Origin of the sequence: Microbacterium fluvii, from assembly GCF_025515205.1 — a bacterium.
Taxonomy (GTDB): domain Bacteria; phylum Actinomycetota; class Actinomycetes; order Actinomycetales; family Microbacteriaceae; genus Microbacterium; species Microbacterium fluvii.
Genome location: NZ_JAOPFX010000002.1, coordinates 355,766 through 372,569, shown reverse-complemented (window position 1 = coordinate 372,569; position 16,804 = coordinate 355,766). Strand labels below are relative to the sequence as shown.

General features: G+C 70.5%; 15 protein-coding genes. 10 read left to right on the top strand and 5 right to left on the bottom strand.

Annotated features, from left to right (window positions below; all coding sequences use genetic code 11):
* Nucleotides 1-3: 3 nt before the first annotated feature.
* The 4 genes from OAW74_RS10390 to OAW74_RS10375 form a co-directional block, all read right to left on the bottom strand.
* Entirely contained in the window at nucleotides 4-990 is a 987-nt protein-coding gene (locus tag OAW74_RS10390; protein WP_262874290.1) for an LLM class F420-dependent oxidoreductase, read from the bottom strand.
* A gap of 92 nt (nucleotides 991-1,082) precedes the next feature.
* Nucleotides 1,083-1,949 carry a DNA-methyltransferase gene (locus tag OAW74_RS10385; RefSeq protein WP_262874469.1) on the bottom strand — a complete coding sequence of 289 codons (867 nt, stop codon included), beginning with the start codon at nucleotides 1,947-1,949 and terminating at the stop codon, nucleotides 1,083-1,085.
* On the bottom strand, nucleotides 1,946-2,995 hold the full coding sequence (locus OAW74_RS10380; protein ID WP_262874289.1) for a lipoate--protein ligase family protein: 1,050 nt from the start codon (nucleotides 2,993-2,995) through the stop codon (nucleotides 1,946-1,948). Before OAW74_RS10380 ends, OAW74_RS10385 begins: the two co-directional genes overlap by 4 nt.
* A gap of 20 nt (nucleotides 2,996-3,015) precedes the next feature.
* Nucleotides 3,016-3,879: an alpha/beta hydrolase gene (locus tag OAW74_RS10375; RefSeq protein WP_262874288.1), complete on the bottom strand. Its 864-nt coding sequence runs from the start codon at nucleotides 3,877-3,879 to the stop codon at nucleotides 3,016-3,018.
* 81 nt (nucleotides 3,880-3,960) lie between these two features.
* Between OAW74_RS10375 and OAW74_RS10370 the strand changes: the two genes are divergently transcribed.
* Both OAW74_RS10370 and OAW74_RS10365 read left to right on the top strand, forming a co-directional pair.
* Nucleotides 3,961-4,413 (top strand): MarR family winged helix-turn-helix transcriptional regulator, encoded by a 453-nt coding sequence (locus OAW74_RS10370; protein WP_262874287.1) that lies wholly within the window; start codon nucleotides 3,961-3,963, stop codon nucleotides 4,411-4,413.
* Nucleotides 4,410-5,753 carry an MFS transporter gene (locus OAW74_RS10365; RefSeq protein WP_262874286.1) on the top strand — a complete coding sequence of 448 codons (1,344 nt, stop codon included), beginning with the start codon at nucleotides 4,410-4,412 and terminating at the stop codon, nucleotides 5,751-5,753. Before OAW74_RS10370 ends, OAW74_RS10365 begins: the two co-directional genes overlap by 4 nt.
* Here OAW74_RS10365 and OAW74_RS10360 read toward each other — a convergent pair whose 3' ends face one another.
* On the bottom strand, nucleotides 5,754-6,758 hold the full coding sequence (locus OAW74_RS10360; RefSeq protein ID WP_262874285.1) for a LacI family DNA-binding transcriptional regulator: 1,005 nt from the start codon (nucleotides 6,756-6,758) through the stop codon (nucleotides 5,754-5,756).
* A gap of 159 nt (nucleotides 6,759-6,917) precedes the next feature.
* Between OAW74_RS10360 and OAW74_RS10355 the strand changes: the two genes are divergently transcribed.
* The 8 genes from OAW74_RS10355 (at nucleotide 6,918) to OAW74_RS10320 (ending at nucleotide 16,795) form a co-directional block, all read left to right on the top strand.
* A complete protein-coding gene (locus tag OAW74_RS10355) occupies nucleotides 6,918-8,423 on the top strand; it encodes a sugar ABC transporter ATP-binding protein (protein WP_262874284.1) in 1,506 nt (501 codons plus the stop codon).
* Nucleotides 8,420-9,451, top strand: coding sequence for an ABC transporter permease (locus OAW74_RS10350; protein WP_262874283.1), 1,032 nt, complete (start codon nucleotides 8,420-8,422; stop codon nucleotides 9,449-9,451). The genes OAW74_RS10355 and OAW74_RS10350 overlap by 4 nt, the downstream gene beginning before the upstream one ends.
* Nucleotides 9,448-10,500 (top strand): ABC transporter permease, encoded by a 1,053-nt coding sequence (locus OAW74_RS10345; protein ID WP_262874282.1) that lies wholly within the window; start codon nucleotides 9,448-9,450, stop codon nucleotides 10,498-10,500. Before OAW74_RS10350 ends, OAW74_RS10345 begins: the two co-directional genes overlap by 4 nt.
* A gap of 61 nt (nucleotides 10,501-10,561) precedes the next feature.
* Nucleotides 10,562-11,605 (top strand): rhamnose ABC transporter substrate-binding protein, encoded by a 1,044-nt coding sequence (gene rhaS, locus OAW74_RS10340; RefSeq protein ID WP_262874281.1) that lies wholly within the window; start codon nucleotides 10,562-10,564, stop codon nucleotides 11,603-11,605.
* Nucleotides 11,606-11,666: 61 nt separating this feature from the next.
* Nucleotides 11,667-12,065 (top strand): L-rhamnose mutarotase, encoded by a 399-nt coding sequence (locus OAW74_RS10335; RefSeq protein WP_262874280.1) that lies wholly within the window; start codon nucleotides 11,667-11,669, stop codon nucleotides 12,063-12,065.
* Nucleotides 12,062-13,228: an L-rhamnose isomerase gene (gene rhaI / locus OAW74_RS10330; RefSeq protein ID WP_262874279.1), complete on the top strand. Its 1,167-nt coding sequence runs from the start codon at nucleotides 12,062-12,064 to the stop codon at nucleotides 13,226-13,228. The genes OAW74_RS10335 and rhaI overlap by 4 nt, the downstream gene beginning before the upstream one ends.
* Nucleotides 13,229-13,230: 2 nt before the next feature.
* Nucleotides 13,231-15,267 carry a bifunctional aldolase/short-chain dehydrogenase gene (locus tag OAW74_RS10325; RefSeq protein WP_262874278.1) on the top strand — a complete coding sequence of 679 codons (2,037 nt, stop codon included), beginning with the start codon at nucleotides 13,231-13,233 and terminating at the stop codon, nucleotides 15,265-15,267.
* 91 nt (nucleotides 15,268-15,358) lie between these two features.
* Nucleotides 15,359-16,795, top strand: coding sequence for a rhamnulokinase (locus tag OAW74_RS10320; protein WP_262874277.1), 1,437 nt, complete (start codon nucleotides 15,359-15,361; stop codon nucleotides 16,793-16,795).
* Nucleotides 16,796-16,804 lie beyond the last annotated feature (9 nt).

Genomic DNA, 16,804 nt, shown 5'->3' with positions numbered 1-16,804 from the left:
GGCTCAGGCCAGCGCGGGGATGACCTCGCGCTCGAACAGCTCGATGCCCGAGCGGTCGTAGGCGTGCTCGGGGAAGTAGTGGATCGCGTAGGTCATGCCCGCGCCCTGGATCTCGCGGATGCGCTCGATCACCTGCGCGGGGGTGCCCACCAGCGCCGTGCCGTTGCGGTAATCGCGCATGAAGCCCTCGGTGGCATCGCCGAGGAAGGGCGCGACGCGGGCCTCGATGCGGTCGAGCCGCTCGGCGACGTCGGCCTCGGTCTCGCCGATCACCGTGTTGAAGTTGGTCGACAGGGTGATCTCGGCGAGGTCGCGGCCGACCGCCGCGCAGTGCTCGGCGAGGATCTCGCGCTTGCGGGTGAACTCGGCCAGCACCGGCACCCAGTTCGCGTAGTCGGCGTAGCGCGCGACGGTGCGCAGTGTCTTGCGCTCGCCGCCGCCGGCGACCCAGATCGGGATGCCGCCTTCTTGCACGGGCAGCGGCTGCACGATCGCACCGTCGACCTGGAAGTGCTTTCCGTCGAGGGTCGCCGTGCCGGTCTCCCACGCCTGCTTCATGATCTGCACGCCCTCATCGAGCGCACCCAGCCGCTCGGCGATCGGCGGGAAGCCGTAGCCGTAGGCCCGCCATTCATGCTCGTACCAGCCGCCGCCGATGCCCATCTCGGCGCGGCCGCCCGAGATGTGGTCGACGGTCGCGGCGACCTTCGCCAGGTAGGCGGGGTTGCGGTAGCCCATGCACGTGCACATCTGGCCGAGGCGGATGCGGTCGGTCACCGCCGCGAAGGCCGCCATCAGCGTCCACGCCTCGTGGGTGGCCTGGTCGCTCGGCACCGGAACGGTGTGGAAGTGGTCGTAGACCCACAGCGACTCCCACGCGCCTTCATCGGCGCGCTGAGCGAGTTCGCTCATCACCCGCCACTGCTGGGCCGGCTCGATGCCGACGAGGTCATGCCGCCAGCCCTGGGGGATGAAGATTCCGAATCGCATGCCCCCAGCATCCCCCATCCCGCTTACGGACGCGACACGCCGTGTGCACGCGTCGCACGCACGGCGCGTCGTGACCGTAATCGGAGTGGGGGTCAGGGGGCGAGCACGGCGGAGGGGATGCGGGCGCGGATCACGGCGATCGCCTCGGCGTTGTCGTCGACGAGCACGGCGTGGCGGCCGAGGGATGCGGCGACCGCCCCGGTCGTGCCGCTGCCGGCGAAGAAGTCGAGCACCCGATCACCGGGGCGGCTGGAGGCCTGCACGATGCGACGGAGGATGCCCTCGGGCTTCTGGGTGGGGTACCCCGTCTTCTCGCGGCCACTCGTGGGCACGATCGTGTGCCACCAGACATCGGTGGGGAGCTTGCCCCGAGCGGCCTTCTCGGGGGTGACGAGACCGGGCGCCATGTAGGGCTCGCGGTCGACCTCCTCGGAGTCGAACCAGTAGGCCGTGGGGTCTTTCACGTACACGAGGATCGTGTCGTGCTTGGTGGGCCAGCGGCGCTTGCTCTTGGCGCCGTAGTCGTAGGCCCAGATCAGCTCGTTGAGGAAGTGCTCGCGGCCGAAGAGGGCGTCGAGCAGCACCTTCGCGTAGTGCGCCTCGCGGTAGTCGAGGTGCAGGTACAGCGTGCCGTCGGGCGCCAGCAGTCGCCAGGCCTCGATGAGCCGCGGCTCCAGGAAGCTCCAGTAGTCGTCGAACCGGTCGTCGTAGCGCCGGAGGTCGCCCCGCAGCCGCGCGTACTGCGCGCCCCGGAACCCGCCCTTGACCTCGCGCTCGTCCCCGCTCGCGGGCAGGGCGGTCTCGATGGCGCGGTGGCGAGGGCGGCCGGTGTTGAAGGGCGGGTCGAGGTAGATCAGCGTGAACGACGCGTCGGCGAAGCCGCGGATCACCTCGAGATTGTCTCCGTGGTGGATCTCGACCGTGCCGGCGGGGGCGGCGCCGGGCGCAGCATCCGTCACGGCACCCGCGTCAGCCACGCGTCGGTCGAGAACTTCGAATCGACGAGGGCCTCTGCCTCGGCGTACTCGTCGGCCGAGATCGTGCCGGGCACGGCGCCGTAGAGCTTGGCGAAGGTCTCGATGAACCGCTCGATGATCGCCTCGCGCGGCAGGCCGGTCTGGCTGCGCAGCGGATCGACGCGCTTGGCGGCCGACACCGTGCCCTTGTCGCTGAGCTTCTCGCGACCGATGCGCAGCACCTCGGTCATGACCTGGCCATCCATGTCGTAGCTGAGGGTCGCGTGGTGCAGCACGCCGCCGTTGGCGAGGCGCTTCTGCGCAGCGCCGCCGATCTTGCCGCTGGGCGACGCGATGTCGTTGAGGGGCTGGTAGGTCGCCTCGATGCCCAGCGAGCGCAGCGCCTGCAGCACCCAGTCGTCGAGGAAGGCGTACGAGTCGGCGAAGGTCATTCCGGCGACGAGGGATGCCGGCACGTACAGCGAATAGGTCACGATCGAGTTCGCGCCCATCATCATCGCGCCGCCGCCCGAGATGCGCCGCACGACGTCGAACCCGTGGCGGGCAGCCCCCTCCGGGTCGACCTCGTTGCGCAGCGACTGGAACGACCCGATCACGACCGCCGACTCGTTCCACTCCCACAGCCGCAGGGTGGGGTTGCGCCGGCCGTCGCCGACGCGGGTCGTGAGCACCTCGTCGAGGGCGAGGTTCATCCGCGGCGAGACGGGGCGCTCGTGCACGATCTCCCAGTCGAAGTCCTTCCAGCCGGGTGCGGTCACGAGGGCCCGCCGCACGGCGGTGCCGACGGCATCCGGAGTGAACCCCAGCAGCTGCGCACCCTCGGGGAGGGCCGCGCGCACCGCCGCGGCGATGGTGGCGGCATCCGACTCGACGGGCAGCCCCGTCACGGCCGCATCGATGTCGGCGAGCGCGTCGTCGGGCTCGAGGAAGAAGTCGCCCGCGAGGTGGAAGTCGGCGATGCGACCGTCGACGACCTCGAGGTCGACGACGACGAGCTTTCCGCCAGGAACCTTGTACTCACCGTGCATGGCTCCAGCCTAGGCGCGGGTCAGTCGCGGGCGGCGAAGCGCTGGTCGAGCCAGGCGAGCAGGTCGGCGCGCACATCGACCTGGGCGACCTCGTTGAAGATCTCGTGCCGCGCGCCGGGGTAGACGAGGGTCGTCACGTCGGTCAGCCCCGACCGCGTGCGGTAGGCGTCGGCGAGGCGGTGGACGCTCCGCGGCCCGCCAACGGGGTCGTCGCGGCCGACCATGAGCAGCACGGGGAGGTCGCGGCCGAGGCTCTTGCGGGGCTTTCCGATCAGGCGCAGCACATCGAACACCCCGAACAGCTGCGGCAGCGTGCGGGTCGTCGTGAGCGGATCGTCGAGGAACGCCTGACCGACCGCGAGATCGGACGACAGCCACTCGGTGCCCATCGCCCCCGGCTTCTTCCACGGCTTGTTGAGGTCGCCCGAGTTCAGCGACCCCGGCCAGCGCAGCGACGAGCCGCTGAGAACGACGGCGTCGTAGGCCTCGGGGTCGCGGTCGACGAGCATCTGCGCCAGGAACGACCCCCACGAGTGCCCGAGCAGCACGAGCGGCAGGTCGGGGTTCTCGGCGCGGATCAGCTCGGTCAGCTGCGCCACGGCGGCCACCGCCGCGCGCAGCCCTCCGGGGCCGAGCTCGCCGAGCTTCGTCGCATCGCCGCCGTGCTGCGTCATGCCGGTGCGGCCGTGCCCGCGGTGGTCGTCGGCATAGACGGTGTAGCCGTCGGCGACGAGCGCCTCGATGAGCGCGGCGTAGCGCCCGACGTGCTCGCCGACGCCGTGCAGCAGCTGCACGACGGCGCGCGGGGCGGATGCCGCCGGGTGCACGTCGAAGAAGATCTCGATGCCGTGCGCGTCGGTGAAGGAGCGGGTGGATGCGGGCATGGCACGACTCTAGGACCCGCCCGCGCGGTGGGCGAGACGACATTTATTTAGCACAGCTAATGAGCTAAGCTAAGGATTCTGATGACGACGAGCACCACCCCCTCAGACGCCTCCCCCGACCTCGCCCACGCGGCATCCGATCTGCGCATGGCGACCTTCCGCCTCGCCCGGCGCCTGCGCGCCCAGCAGGCCGTCGACACCATGAGCGACGGGCAGTACGCCGTGCTCGCCGCCCTCAAGGTGCACGGCCCGCACACCCTCTCGGAGCTCGCCGACCGCGAGCGGGTCACCGCCCCCTCGATGAACCGCACGGTCAACTGCCTCGAAGAGGGCGGCTACCTCTCGCGCACCCCCGACGAGGCCGACCGGCGCAAGGTCAACATCGCCCTCACCGACCTCGGTCAAGCCACCGTCGACGAGACCACACGCCGCCGCGACGCGTGGCTCGAGGCCGCTCTCGCCGACCTCTCGCCCGACCAGCTGGCGACCCTGGCCGCCGCGGCCGACCTGATGCGGGAGGTGGCGTCGTCATGAGCGCCATGTTCCGCTCGTTCTCGGTCTTCAACTACCGCGTCTGGTTCATCGGCGCACTCGTGTCGAACGTCGGCGCCTGGATGCAGTCGACAGCCCTCAGCTGGGTCGTGCTCACCGAGCTCACCCACAACGACGCCGCCGCGATGGGCATCACGATGGCGCTGCAGTTCGCGCCGCCGCTGCTGCTGGTCGGCGTCACCGGCTACGTCGCCGACCGCTTCGACCGCCGCCGCCTGCTGCTGCTCACCCAGTCGCTGCTGCTCGTGCTCGGCCTCGCGATCGGCGCCCTGCTGCTGATGGGCATGATGACCCTGCCGCTCATGTACGTCTTCGCTCTGGCGCTGGGCGTCGTCGCCGCCTTCGACAACCCCGCCAGGCAGGCGTTCGTCTCCGACCTCGTGAGCCGCGAGAACGCGTCGAACGCGGTCGCCCTCAACGCCGCGTCGTTCAACGGCGCCCGCATGATCGGCCCGGCAGTGGCGGGCATCGTGATCGTGGCGGTCGGCACCGGGTGGGTGTTCCTGGTCAATGCGCTGACCTTCGTCGGCATGCTGGTGGCCCTCAAGCTCATCCGCACCGACGACCTCATCCCCCGCGCGAAGGCCGACGGCTCGGCGCGTCTGGCCGACGGCTTCCGCTACGTCGCGAAGCGGCCAGACCTCGTCGTGATCTTCGCCGTCGTGTTCCTCCTGGGCGCCTTCGGCATGAACTTCCCGATCTTCGCCTCGACGATGGCGCTCGAGTTCGGCCGCGAGGCCGACGGCTATGGCCTCCTCAGCTCGATCATCGCGATCGGCTCGCTCGCCGGGGCCCTGCTCGCGGCCCGTCGCGACCGCGCCAGGGTGCGGGTCGTGATCGCCGGCACCGCACTGTTCGCCGCCGCATCCCTGCTCTCGGCGTTCATGCCCACCTACCTCACCTACGCGCTGGTGATCCCGCTGACCGGCTTCGCCGTCGTGACGACCCTCACCACCGCCAACGGCTACGTGCAGACCACGACCGACCCGGCCCTGCGCGGCCGCGTGCTCGCGCTCTACATGGCGATCCTCATGGGCGGCACCCCCATCGGCGCCCCGATCGTCGGCTGGGTGGCGTCGGAGTTCGGCCCGCGCACCGCGATCCTCGTCGGCTCGGCGGCGGCGTTCGTCGCGTTCGCCATCGGGGCGACGTGGATGCTGGCCTCCGGCCGCATCAGCCGTCACGAGACCAAGCGCTTCCGCCTCACGATCGACGAGACCGTGCCGATCGCGATCGTCACGCCCGCCCCCGCGGAGTTCTCCGACGAGGTCGCCGGCACGACCCCGATCGCCCTCCCCCGCGAGGCGCGCGTCCGCGGCTGATCAGACCCCGACGGTCGAGGCCCGCACCACGAGCTCGGGCTGGAAGACGATGTGCTGGCGCTGCAGCACCGAGCCCTGCTGCAGTTCCAGCAGCAGGTCGACGGCGTTCGAGCCGATCAGCGCGGCAGGCTGGCGCACCGAGCTCAGCGGGATGACGGCGGCGGCCGAGAAGTCGATGTCGTCGTAGCCGATCAGCGCGATGTCGTCGGGCACGCGCACGTCGCCGGTCATGACGAGGCTCTGCAGCATGCCGAGGGCGATCAGATCGTTCGCGGCGAAGACGGCGTCGGGTCGCGAGGCGGCGGGGCGATTCAGGATGCTGCGCCCCGCACGCCGGCCTTCGTCGACGGTGAGGGCGTCGGTGCCGATGAACTCCAGCATCCCGCCCGCCGCGGCGACGGCGGCCTCGGCGCCGGCGAGGCGGTCGGAGACCTGGCAGATGGCGACAGGACCGCCGACGAACGCGAGGCGGCGCCGCCCCTGGGCGAGGAGGTGCTCGGCGGCGATGCGCCCGCCCTCGACGTCGTCGACGGCGACCGACGCGAAGGTCGGATCGTGCGACTCGCGGTCGACGAGCACGGTGGGGATGCCGCGGTCGCGCATGCGGCTCAGGCGAGGCAGGTTCTCGGCGACGGGGGTGACCAGCACGCCGAACACGCGCTGCTCTTCGAACAGGTCGAGGTGGGTGGCCTCGCGATCGTGCTTCTCGTCGCTGTTGGCCACGAGCACCGACAGGCCGTGCTCGGCGGCGCGCTCCTCGGCGCCGCGGGCGACCTCGGTGAAGAAGGGGTTGCGCAGGTCGAGCACGACGAGGCCGATCGTGCGGCTGCGGCCGGCGCGCAGCTGCCTTGCGGCGTCGTTGCGCACGAAGCCGAGCCGGGCGATCGAGGCCTGCACACGGGCGACCGTGTCGGCGGCGACCTTCTCGGGCCGATTGAGCACGTTCGAGACCGTGCCCACCGACACTCCCGCGTCGTCGGCGACGTCCCGCACGCTGACCGCCATCGGTCCTCCTTCGTCGTGCACTCTATCCGATCGATGTGAAACGAATCATGCACGATCGTCCGGCTCATCTTGACACCGGATCGGAGCGTGTCCTAATCTCGCTTCGGCAGGGACTGAAACGATTCACTCCCTCAATGATGAGAGTGGGTGGTGTCCCCGATGTCAGCAGCGCCTGTGCTGGAACTCGCGGACGTGCAGAAGGCCTTCGGGGCGGTGATCGCACTGCGCTCGGGCACCATCTCGGTCGACGCCGGGTCGATCCATGCCCTCGTGGGTGAGAACGGCGCCGGAAAGTCGACACTGGTCAAGATCGTCGCCGGTCTCTACCAGCGCGACGGCGGCGTCTTCCGCCTCAAGGGCGAAGACGTCGACTTCACCTCGACGGCGCAGTCCAAGGCCGCCGGGGTCGCGGTGATCTACCAGGAGCCGACGCTGTTCCCCGACCTGTCGGTCACCGAGAACATCTTCATGGGGCGCCAGCCCACCGGCCGCGCCGGCCGCATCGACCGCAAGGCGATGCGCCACGAGGTCGAGCGCCTGTTCACGCGCCTGGGCGTGCTGATCGACCCCGACCGCCCGGCCGAAGGCCTGTCGATCGCCGACCAGCAGGTCATCGAGATCGCCAAGGCCGTCTCGCTCGACGCGACCCTGCTCATCATGGATGAGCCGACCGCCGCCCTCTCCGGCGTCGAGGTGGAGCGCCTCTTCACGATCGCGCGGAGCCTCCGAGACGAGGGACGCGCCCTCATCTTCATCTCGCACCGCTTCGACGAGGTCTTCGACCTGTGCGACACCATCACGGTGATGCGCGACGGCGCCTACATCGCCACGAGCGCGATCGCCGACACCACCGTCGACGAGATCGTGCACCAGATGGTCGGCCGGGAGGTCACCGACCTCTTCCCCAAGCAGGAGGCCGCGATAGGCGAGGCCCTCCTCGAGGTCGAGGGGCTCACGAGCCCCGGCGTCTTCCACGACATCTCGTTCACGGTGCGCTCCGGCGAGATCGTGGGGCTCGCGGGCCTCGTGGGCGCCGGCCGCAGCGAGGTGGCCCGCGCCGTCTTCGGCGTCGACGACTACCGCGAGGGCACGGTGCGCCTGTCGGGCAGGACGGTGCCCAAGGGCAAGCCCGCCGACGCCATGCGCGCCGGCATCGCCCTGGTGCCGGAAGACCGCCGCAAGCAGGGCCTCGTCATCGAGTCGGGCGTCGGCCAGAACATCACGCTGGCCATCCGCCGCCAGCTCGCGAAGTTCGGGCTGCTGACCACCGGCATGGAGAACCGCGCCGCCAAGGAGTGGGCGAGCCGCCTCGAGGTCAAGTCGCACGCGCTCGACACGGTCGCCGCGACCCTCTCCGGCGGCAACCAGCAGAAGGTCGTCCTGGCCAAGTGGCTGGCCACCAACCCCACTGTGCTCATCATCGACGAGCCCACCCGCGGCATCGACGTCGGCACCAAGAGCGAGGTGCACCGCCTCATCTCGCAGCTCGCGGGCCAGGGCATGGGCATCCTCATGATCTCGTCGGAGCTCCCCGAGGTGCTCGGCATGGCCGACCGCGTGCTCGTCATGCGCGAGGGCCGCATCACCGCCGAGATCGCGCGCGAGAACGCCACCAGCGAGAACGTCATGTACGCCGCCACGCACGCAGAGGGACAGCACTCATGACCTTCACCTCCACCACCCGCATCCCCGTCTCGGGGATGACCAAGCGCATCGGCGCGCTCGGCAAGGCCCGCGAGTTCGGCATCCTCGTCGCCCTCGCCATCGTCATCGTCGCCGCCACGGTCAAGAACCCCGCGTTCCTGTTCAGCACCGACGGCTGGCGCGACCTGCTGCTGACCCCCTCGATCCTCGTGCTCGTGGCGGTCGGCCAGGCGATCGTCATCATCACGCGCAACGTGGACCTCTCGGTCGGCTCGGTGATGGGCCTGTCGGCCTACCTCACGGGGCGTCTGTTCATCGACGTGCCTGGCCTTCCGATCATCGCCGTCGTCGTGCTCGCGGTGCTCTTCGGCGGCGTGCTGGGCCTGATCAACGGCGCGCTCGTGGCCTACGCCAAGGTGCCCGCCATGGTGATCACCCTCGGGACGCTCTACGCCTACCGCGGCATCAACGTCGCGTGGGCCGGCAGCAACCGCGTCAACGCGTCCGACATGCCCAAGGACTTCCTTGCGCTGGGCACCGGCCAGATCCTCACGATCCCGATCCTCACGATCGTGGCCCTCGTCGTGCTGGCCGCCGCCGCCTGGTACATGCGCAACACCCGCGGCGGCCGCGAGTACTACGCGATCGGCTCCGACCCTTCGGCCGCAGAGCTCTACGGACTGCGGGTGACCCGCCGCATCCTCACCGCCTTCATCCTCTCCGGCGCCCTTGCGGGCCTGGCGGGCGTGTTCTACGCCGCCCGATACGGCTCGGTCAGCTCGCAGGCCGGTGCCGGATGGGAACTGGATGCTGTCGGCGCTGCCGTCATCGGCGGCGTCGCCATCACCGGCGGCGTCGGCTCGGTCTGGGGCGCGGCGATCGGCGCCGTGCTGCTGATGACCATCAACCGGGCGCTGCCGATCCTCGGCATCCCCGACTTCTGGCAGCGCGCCGTCGTCGGCGTGCTCATCATCGGCGCCATCGTGCTCGACCGCGTGCTCGCGGTGCGGCAGAAACGGCGGCTCATCGAGGCGAGGGACCACTCATGACCACGGCCACCACCACCGCCACGACTCGCGTCATCCGCGACTTCGACCGTCCGCTCTGGCGACGCGTGCTGCTCACCCGCGAGTCGGCGATCATCGCCCTGCTGATCGTCGTCGTGCTCGTCGCATCGTTCTCGGTGCGCGGCTTCGCCCAGCCGATCACGCTGAACTACCTGCTGCTCGACATCGCGCCGATCCTGTTCATCGCGCTGCCGATGACCCTCATCATGATCACGGGCGACATCGACCTGTCGGTGGGCTCGATGGTCGGGCTCGCGAGCGTCGTGACCGGCGTCGGCGTGAGCGCCGGGCTGCCCTTCGAGGTCGCGGCCCTGCTCGCCCTGCTCGTGAGCGTCGTCGGCGGTGCGCTCAACGGATTCCTCGTGACAGTCGTGGGGCTGCCCTCGCTCGCCGTCACGATCGGAACGCTCGCGCTCTTCCGCGGCCTCGCGGTGGGGCTTCTCGGCACGACGGCCGTCACCGACTTCCCCGAGCTGTGGACGGCTCTGGCCAAGGCCAAGATCGCCGGCACGACGATCCCCTACATCATGGTGCCGTTCCTCATCCTGCTGGTCGTCTTCGTCGTGCTGCTGCACTTCACCCCGTTCGGCCGCGGCATCTTCGCGATCGGCCTGTCGAAGGATGCCGCGTGGTTCTCGGGCGTGAACGTCGAGCGCACCCGCTTCATCCTGTTCGTGCTCGCCGGTGTCGTGTCGGCCTTCGCCGGCATCTTCTTCACCCTGCGGTTCGGCAGCGCCCGCGGCGACAACGCGACGGGGCTCGAGCTCCAGGTGATCGCGGCGGTCGTGCTCGGCGGGGTGTCGGTGTTCGGCGGCCGCGGCGCCCTGCACGGCGTCGTCGCCGCGGCCGTGCTCATCGGCGTGCTCTCCAGCGCCCTGCGCCTGGCCAACGTCACCTCCGACGTCATCAACATCATCACCGGCGTGCTCCTGGTGCTCTCGGTCGTCGCCGGCAGCATCCTCGGATGGCTGCAGCGGGCCCGCAGGCGCCCCGGCCGGATCTCACCTGTCGCGGTCTCCACAGCATCATGACGAGACCGCAACCGCCCGCCGACGGCACCCGCCGCGGTGGACCCCACGAAAGGAAAGAACAATGACGTTTGCACGCAAGCGTGTGGCGGCTGTCGCAGCCGTCGCCGTGACGGCGGTGCTGGCACTCGCCGGCTGCGCCGACACGGGGTCGAGCAGCTCGCCCAGCGAGTCGGCCGCCGCCGGCGGTGACGCGAACCTCGCGATCACGTTCCTGCCCAAGAACCTCGGCAACCCCTACTTCGACACCTCGAGCAAGGGCGGCAAGGCGGCCGTCGAGGAGTTCGGCGGCACGTTCGCCGAGGTCGGCCCCGCCGAGGCGACCCCCGACGCGCAGGTCAGCTACATCAACACCGCCACCCAGCAGGGTGTCGGCGGCCTCGTCGTGTCGGCCAACGACCCCGAGGCCATCTGCGACGCCCTCAACGAGGCGCGCGACGCGGGCGTCAAGGTCGTCACCTTCGACTCCGACACCAACCCCGACTGCCGCGACCTGTTCATCAACCAGGCCACCGCCGACGGCATCGCCAAGGTGCAGGTCGACCTCATCGCCGAGCAGATCGGCGACGAGGGCCAGATCGCGATCCTGTCGGCCTCGGCCAACGCGACCAACCAGAACGCGTGGATCGAGACGATGAAGACGCTGCTGGCCTCCGACCACCCGAACATCGAGCTCGTCGACGTGGTCTACGGCGACGACGACGACCAGACGTCGTTCGACAAGACCGCGGCGCTGCTGCAGACCTACCCCGACCTGAAGGGCATCGTCTCGCCCACCACGGTCGGCATCGCCGCCGCAGCCCGCTACGTCTCGACGTCGGACTACAAGGGCAAGGTCGCCATCACGGGCCTGGGCACCCCCAACCAGATGCGCGAGTACGTCGAAGACGGCACCGTCACGGCGTTCGCCCTCTGGAACCCGGAAGACCTCGGCTACCTCGCCGCCTACGCCGCGCAGGCCCTGATCACCGGTGAGATCACCGGCGCCGAGGGCGATTCGTTCGAGGCCGGCAAGCTCGGCTCCTACGAGGTCGGCGCCGACGCGACGGTGCTGCTGGGCGACCCGTACGTGTTCGACGCGGACAACATCGGCGACTTCGACTTCTGAGTCGCCTGCCCGGCCGGTCCTCAGGGCCGGCCGGGCACCCCACCCCCGAAAGGCCCCTCCCATGACGCGCGTCTCGTTCCAGCTCCAGGTCCGCCCCGAGCTCCTCGACGAGTACATCGCCCGCCATACCCCCGTCTGGCCCGAGATGCTCGCCGAGATCGCGGCGGCCGGCCGGCGCAACTACTCCCTCTTCCTCGCCGACGGCGGACGCCTGGTCGGTTACTACGAGACCGACGACGATGCCGCCGCGCAGGCCTACCTGGCAGCATCCGCCGTCGCCGCCCGCTGGGAGGCCGAGATGGGCCGCTTCTTCGTCGGCCTCGACGGGCGGCCCGACCAGGCCGCCACCCCCCTCACCGAGGTGTTCCACCTCGAAGACCAGCTCGCCGCCGCAGGCTCCGCCGCCGGCGACTCCGCAGACCCCACGAATCCATCCACCATCGAAAGCGACGCATCGTGAGCATCCTGACTCCCGACATCCAGTCCTCCCTCGAAGCCCAGGGCATCGAGCTGCCCTCGTGGGCCTTCGGCAACTCCGGCACCCGGTTCAAGGTGTACGGCACCCCCGGCACCCCGCGTGACCCGTTCGAGAAGATCGCCGACGCCGCTGAGGTCAACCGCGTCACGGCCCTGGCCCCGAGCGTCGCGCTGCACATCCCGTGGGACAAGGTCGACGACTACGCCGCCCTGCGCGCGCACGCCGAAGACCTGGGCGTGAGCCTCGGCACGATCAACTCGAACACCTTCCAGGACGACGACTACAAGTTCGGCGCGCTCACCCACCTCGACCCGAAGGTGCGGCAGAAGGCGATCGACCACCACCTCGAGTGCATCGACATCATGGATGCCACGGGCTCGCGCGATCTGAAGATCTGGCTGGCCGAGGGCTCGAACTACCCCGGCCAGGCCGACCTGCGCGGCCGCCAGGACCGCCTCGCCGAGTCGCTGCAGAAGATCTACGCGCGCCTGTCGGGCGAGCAGCGCCTCGTGCTCGAGTACAAGTTCTTCGAGCCGGCGTTCTACCACACCGATGTTCCCGACTGGGGGACCTCGTACGTGCAGGTGGCCGCCCTCGGCGAGCGCGCCATGGTGTGCCTCGACACGGGCCACCACGCTCCGGGCACCAACATCGAGTTCATCGTGATGCAGCTGCTGCGCCTGGGCAAGCTCGGTTCGTTCGACTTCAACAGCCGCTTCTACGCCGACGACGACCTCATCGTGGGCGCCGCCGACCCGTTCCAGCTGTTCCGCATCCTCTTCGAGGTCATCCGCGGCGGCGGCCTCAACAACCCCGACGTCGCCTTCATGCTCGACCAGTGCCACAACATCGAGAAGAAGATCCCCGGGCAGATCCGCTCCGTGCTCAACGTGCAGGAGATGACCGCCCGCGCGCTGCTGGTCGACCGTGCCGCGCTCGCCGCCGCGCAGGAGGCTGAGGATGTGCTCGCCGCCCACGCCGTGTTCATGGACGCGTTCTCCACCGACGTGCGCCCGGCCCTTGCCGAATGGCGTGAGTCGCGCGGCCTTCCGGCCGACCCGATGGCCGCGTACGCGGCATCCGGCTACCAGGAGAAGATCGAGGCCGACCGCGTCGGCGGCGTGCAGGCCGGATGGGGAGCATGAGCATGACCAACGACACCGTCGCGGCGCTCATCGCCCGCAGCAACCGCCTGGGCGCGGACCCGAAGAACACCAACTACGCCGGCGGCAACACCTCCGCCAAGGGCACCGAGACCGACCCGGTGACGGGCGAGCCGGTCGAGCTGCTGTGGGTCAAGGGCTCCGGCGGCGACCTCGGGACGCTGAAGCCCGAGGGCCTCGCGGTGCTGCGCCTCGACCGCATGCGCGCGCTCGTCGACGTCTACCCCGGCGTCGACCGCGAAGACGAGATGGTCGCGGCCTTCGACTACTGCCTGCACGGCAAGGGCGGGGCCGCCCCCTCGATCGACACCGCGATGCACGGCCTCGTCGACGCCGCGCACGTCGACCACCTGCACCCCGACTCCGGCATCGCGATCGCGACCGCCGCCGACGGCGAGGAGCTCACCTCGACGATCTTCGGCGACAAGGTGGTGTGGGTGCCCTGGCGCCGCCCCGGGTTCCAGCTCGGCCTCGACATCGCCGCCATCAAGGCGCAGAACCCGCAGGCGATCGGCACGATCCTCGGCGGCCACGGCATCACGGCGTGGGGCGAGACGTCGCATGAGGCCGAGGCGAACTCGCTGTGGATCATCGAGACCGCCGCCGCCTACATCGCGGAGCACGGCAAGGCCGACCCGTTCGGCGGCGTGCGCGCCGGCTTCGAGGCCCTCCCCGAGGCAGAGCGACGCGCGAAGGCGGCCGCTCTCGCCCCCACGATCCGCGGTCTCGCCTCGACCGACAAGCCGATGGTCGGCCACTTCACCGATTCCGACGTCGTGACGGGCTTCCTCGCGGCAGAGCGCGCGCCCGAACTCGCGGCGCTGGGCACCAGCTGCCCCGACCACTTCCTGCGCACCAAGGTCAAGCCGATGATCCTCGACCTGCCGGCGGACGCGTCGGTGGAGGCATCCGTCGCCCGCCTGCAGGAGCTGCACGCCGAGTACCGCGCCGACTACCAGGCCTACTACGACGCGCACGCGGATGCCGACAGCCCCGCGATCCGCGGAGCCGACCCGCTCATCGTGCTCGTGCCGGGTGTGGGCATGTTCTCGTACGGCGCCAACAAGCAGACCGCGCGCGTGGCCGGCGAGTTCTACGTCAACGCGATCAACGTCATGCGCGGCGCCGAGGCGCTGTCGACCTACGCCCCGATCTCGGATGCCGAGAAGTTCCGCATCGAGTACTGGGCGCTCGAGGAGGCCAAGCTCCAGCGCATGCCGAAGCCCAAGACGCACCAGGGCCGCATCGCGTTCGTCACCGGCGCAGCATCCGGCATCGGCAAGGCGATCGCGACGCGCCTGGCCGCCGAGGGCGCGTGCGTCGTCGTCGCCGACCTCGACCTCGAGAAGGCGCAGGCCGCCGCCGCCGAACTCGGCGGCACCGACGTCGCGATCGGCGTCGCCGCGAACGTGGCCGACGCCGACGGCGTGCAGGCCGCGATCGACGCGACCGTGCTGGCGTTCGGCGGCATCGACCTCGTCGTCAACAACGCGGGGCTGTCGCTGTCGAAGCCGCTGCTGGAGACCACCGAGAAGGACTGGGATCTGCAGCACGACGTCATGGCCAAGGGCTCGTTCCTCGTGTCGAAGGCCGCCGCCAAGGCGCTCATCGAGCAGCGGATGGGCGGCGACGTCATCTACATCTCGTCGAAGAACAGCGTCTTCGCCGGCCCCAACAACATCGCCTACTCGGCGACCAAGGCCGACCAGGCGCACCAGGTGCGGCTGCTCGCGGTCGAGCTCGGTGAGCACGGCGTTCGGGTCAACGGCATCAACCCCGACGGCGTCGTTCGGGGCTCGGGCATCTTCGCCAGCGGCTGGGGCGCCAACCGCGCCGCGACCTACGGCGTGAACGAAGAGGACCTCGGGCAGTTCTATGCGAACCGCACGATCCTCAAGCGCGAGGTCGTGCCCGAGAACGTCGCCGACGCCGTGTACGTGCTCACGGGTCCCGAGCTCAGCCGCACGACGGGCCTGCACATCCCTGTCGACTCGGGCGTCGCCGCGGCGTTCCTGCGATGAGCACCCTTCACCTCCGCTTACGGACGGGACGCGCCGTACGGCCGCGGCCACGCGCGGCGCGTCGCGACCGTAACCGGTGTGGAGGGCTGCGATGAGCGGGGGCGCCGTCGCGGCGATCGACCTGGGCGCGACGAGCGGCCGGGTCATCGTCGGCCACGTCGGCCCCGACACGCTCGAGACGACCCTCGTCACGCGCTTCCCGAACGAACCCGTCGCCACCGGCGACGGTCTGCACTGGGACGTGCTGAGCCTCTACGGCGCGGCGCTCAAGGGCCTGCGCGAGGCGTTCCGCACCGAGCCCGCCATCACCAGCATCGGCGTGGACTCGTGGGCCGTCGACTACGCGCTGCTCCGCGACGGACGGATGCTGGGCGATCCCTTCCACTACCGGGACGAGCGCACGGCGGCAGGCGTCGACGCCGTGCACGCCCGCGTGCCGCACGCCGAGCTGTTCGAGCGGAACGGACTGCAGTTCCTGCCGTTCAACACGCTCTACCAGTTCGCCGCCGAGCCCCGAGACGTGCTCGCCTTCGCCGACACGGCCCTGCTGATCCCCGACCTCATCGGCTACTGGCTCACCGGCGTCGCGCGCGCCGAGCAGACCAACGCGTCGACGACGGGGCTGCTGCGGGTGCCGGGCGGCGAGTGGGACGAAGAGCTCATCGCCTCGCTCGGCGTGCCCCGCAGCATCCTCCCCCCGCTCATCGCTCCCGGCGAGACGCTCGGGGCGCTGCGCACCGACGTCGCCGCGGCGCTCGGGGCCGGCGCCGGCGCGCACGTCACCGCGATCGGCTCGCACGACACGGCGTCTGCCGTCGTGGCCGTGCCGATGCAGGCGGATGCCGCCGCGTACATCTCGTGCGGAACGTGGGGCCTGGTCGGAGTCGAGGTCGACCGGCTGGTGCTGACCCCCGAGGCGCTCGCGGCCAACTTCACGAACGAGGGCGGGGTCGACGGTCGCGTGCGGCTGCTGCACAACGTCATGGGGCTGTGGGTGCTGAGCGAGGCCGTGCGCACGTGGGAGCGCGAAGAGGGGCATCGCATCGACCTGCCGACGCTGCTCGATTCGGCCGAAGAGGTGCCCGCGGCATCCGTCCCGGTCTTCGACGTGAACGACCCGCGGTTCCTCGCCCCCGGTGACATGCCCGCGCGCATCGACGCGTGGTGCGCCGAGCACGACGTGGCCGCCCCGCGCACCCGCGCGGAGTACGCGCGCTCGATCGTCGAATCGCTCGCGCAGGCGTTCGCCGAGGCCTCGCTCGAGGCGGGTCGCATCGGCGGCGTCGACGTGCGCACGATCCACATCGTCGGCGGCGGAGCCCTCAACGAGCTGCTCTGCCAGCGCACGGCCGACCGCGCCGGGATGCCGGTGCTCGCCGGCCCCGTCGAGGCGACGGCCCTCGGCAATGTGCTCGTGCAGGCGCGGGCGCTGGGCCTGGTGAGCGGCTCGCTCGAGGCCCTGCGCGACCTCGTCGCCCACACGCACCGGCCCCGCCGCTACGCTCCGCGCGCCGACCGGACGGCATAGTCCGCATCG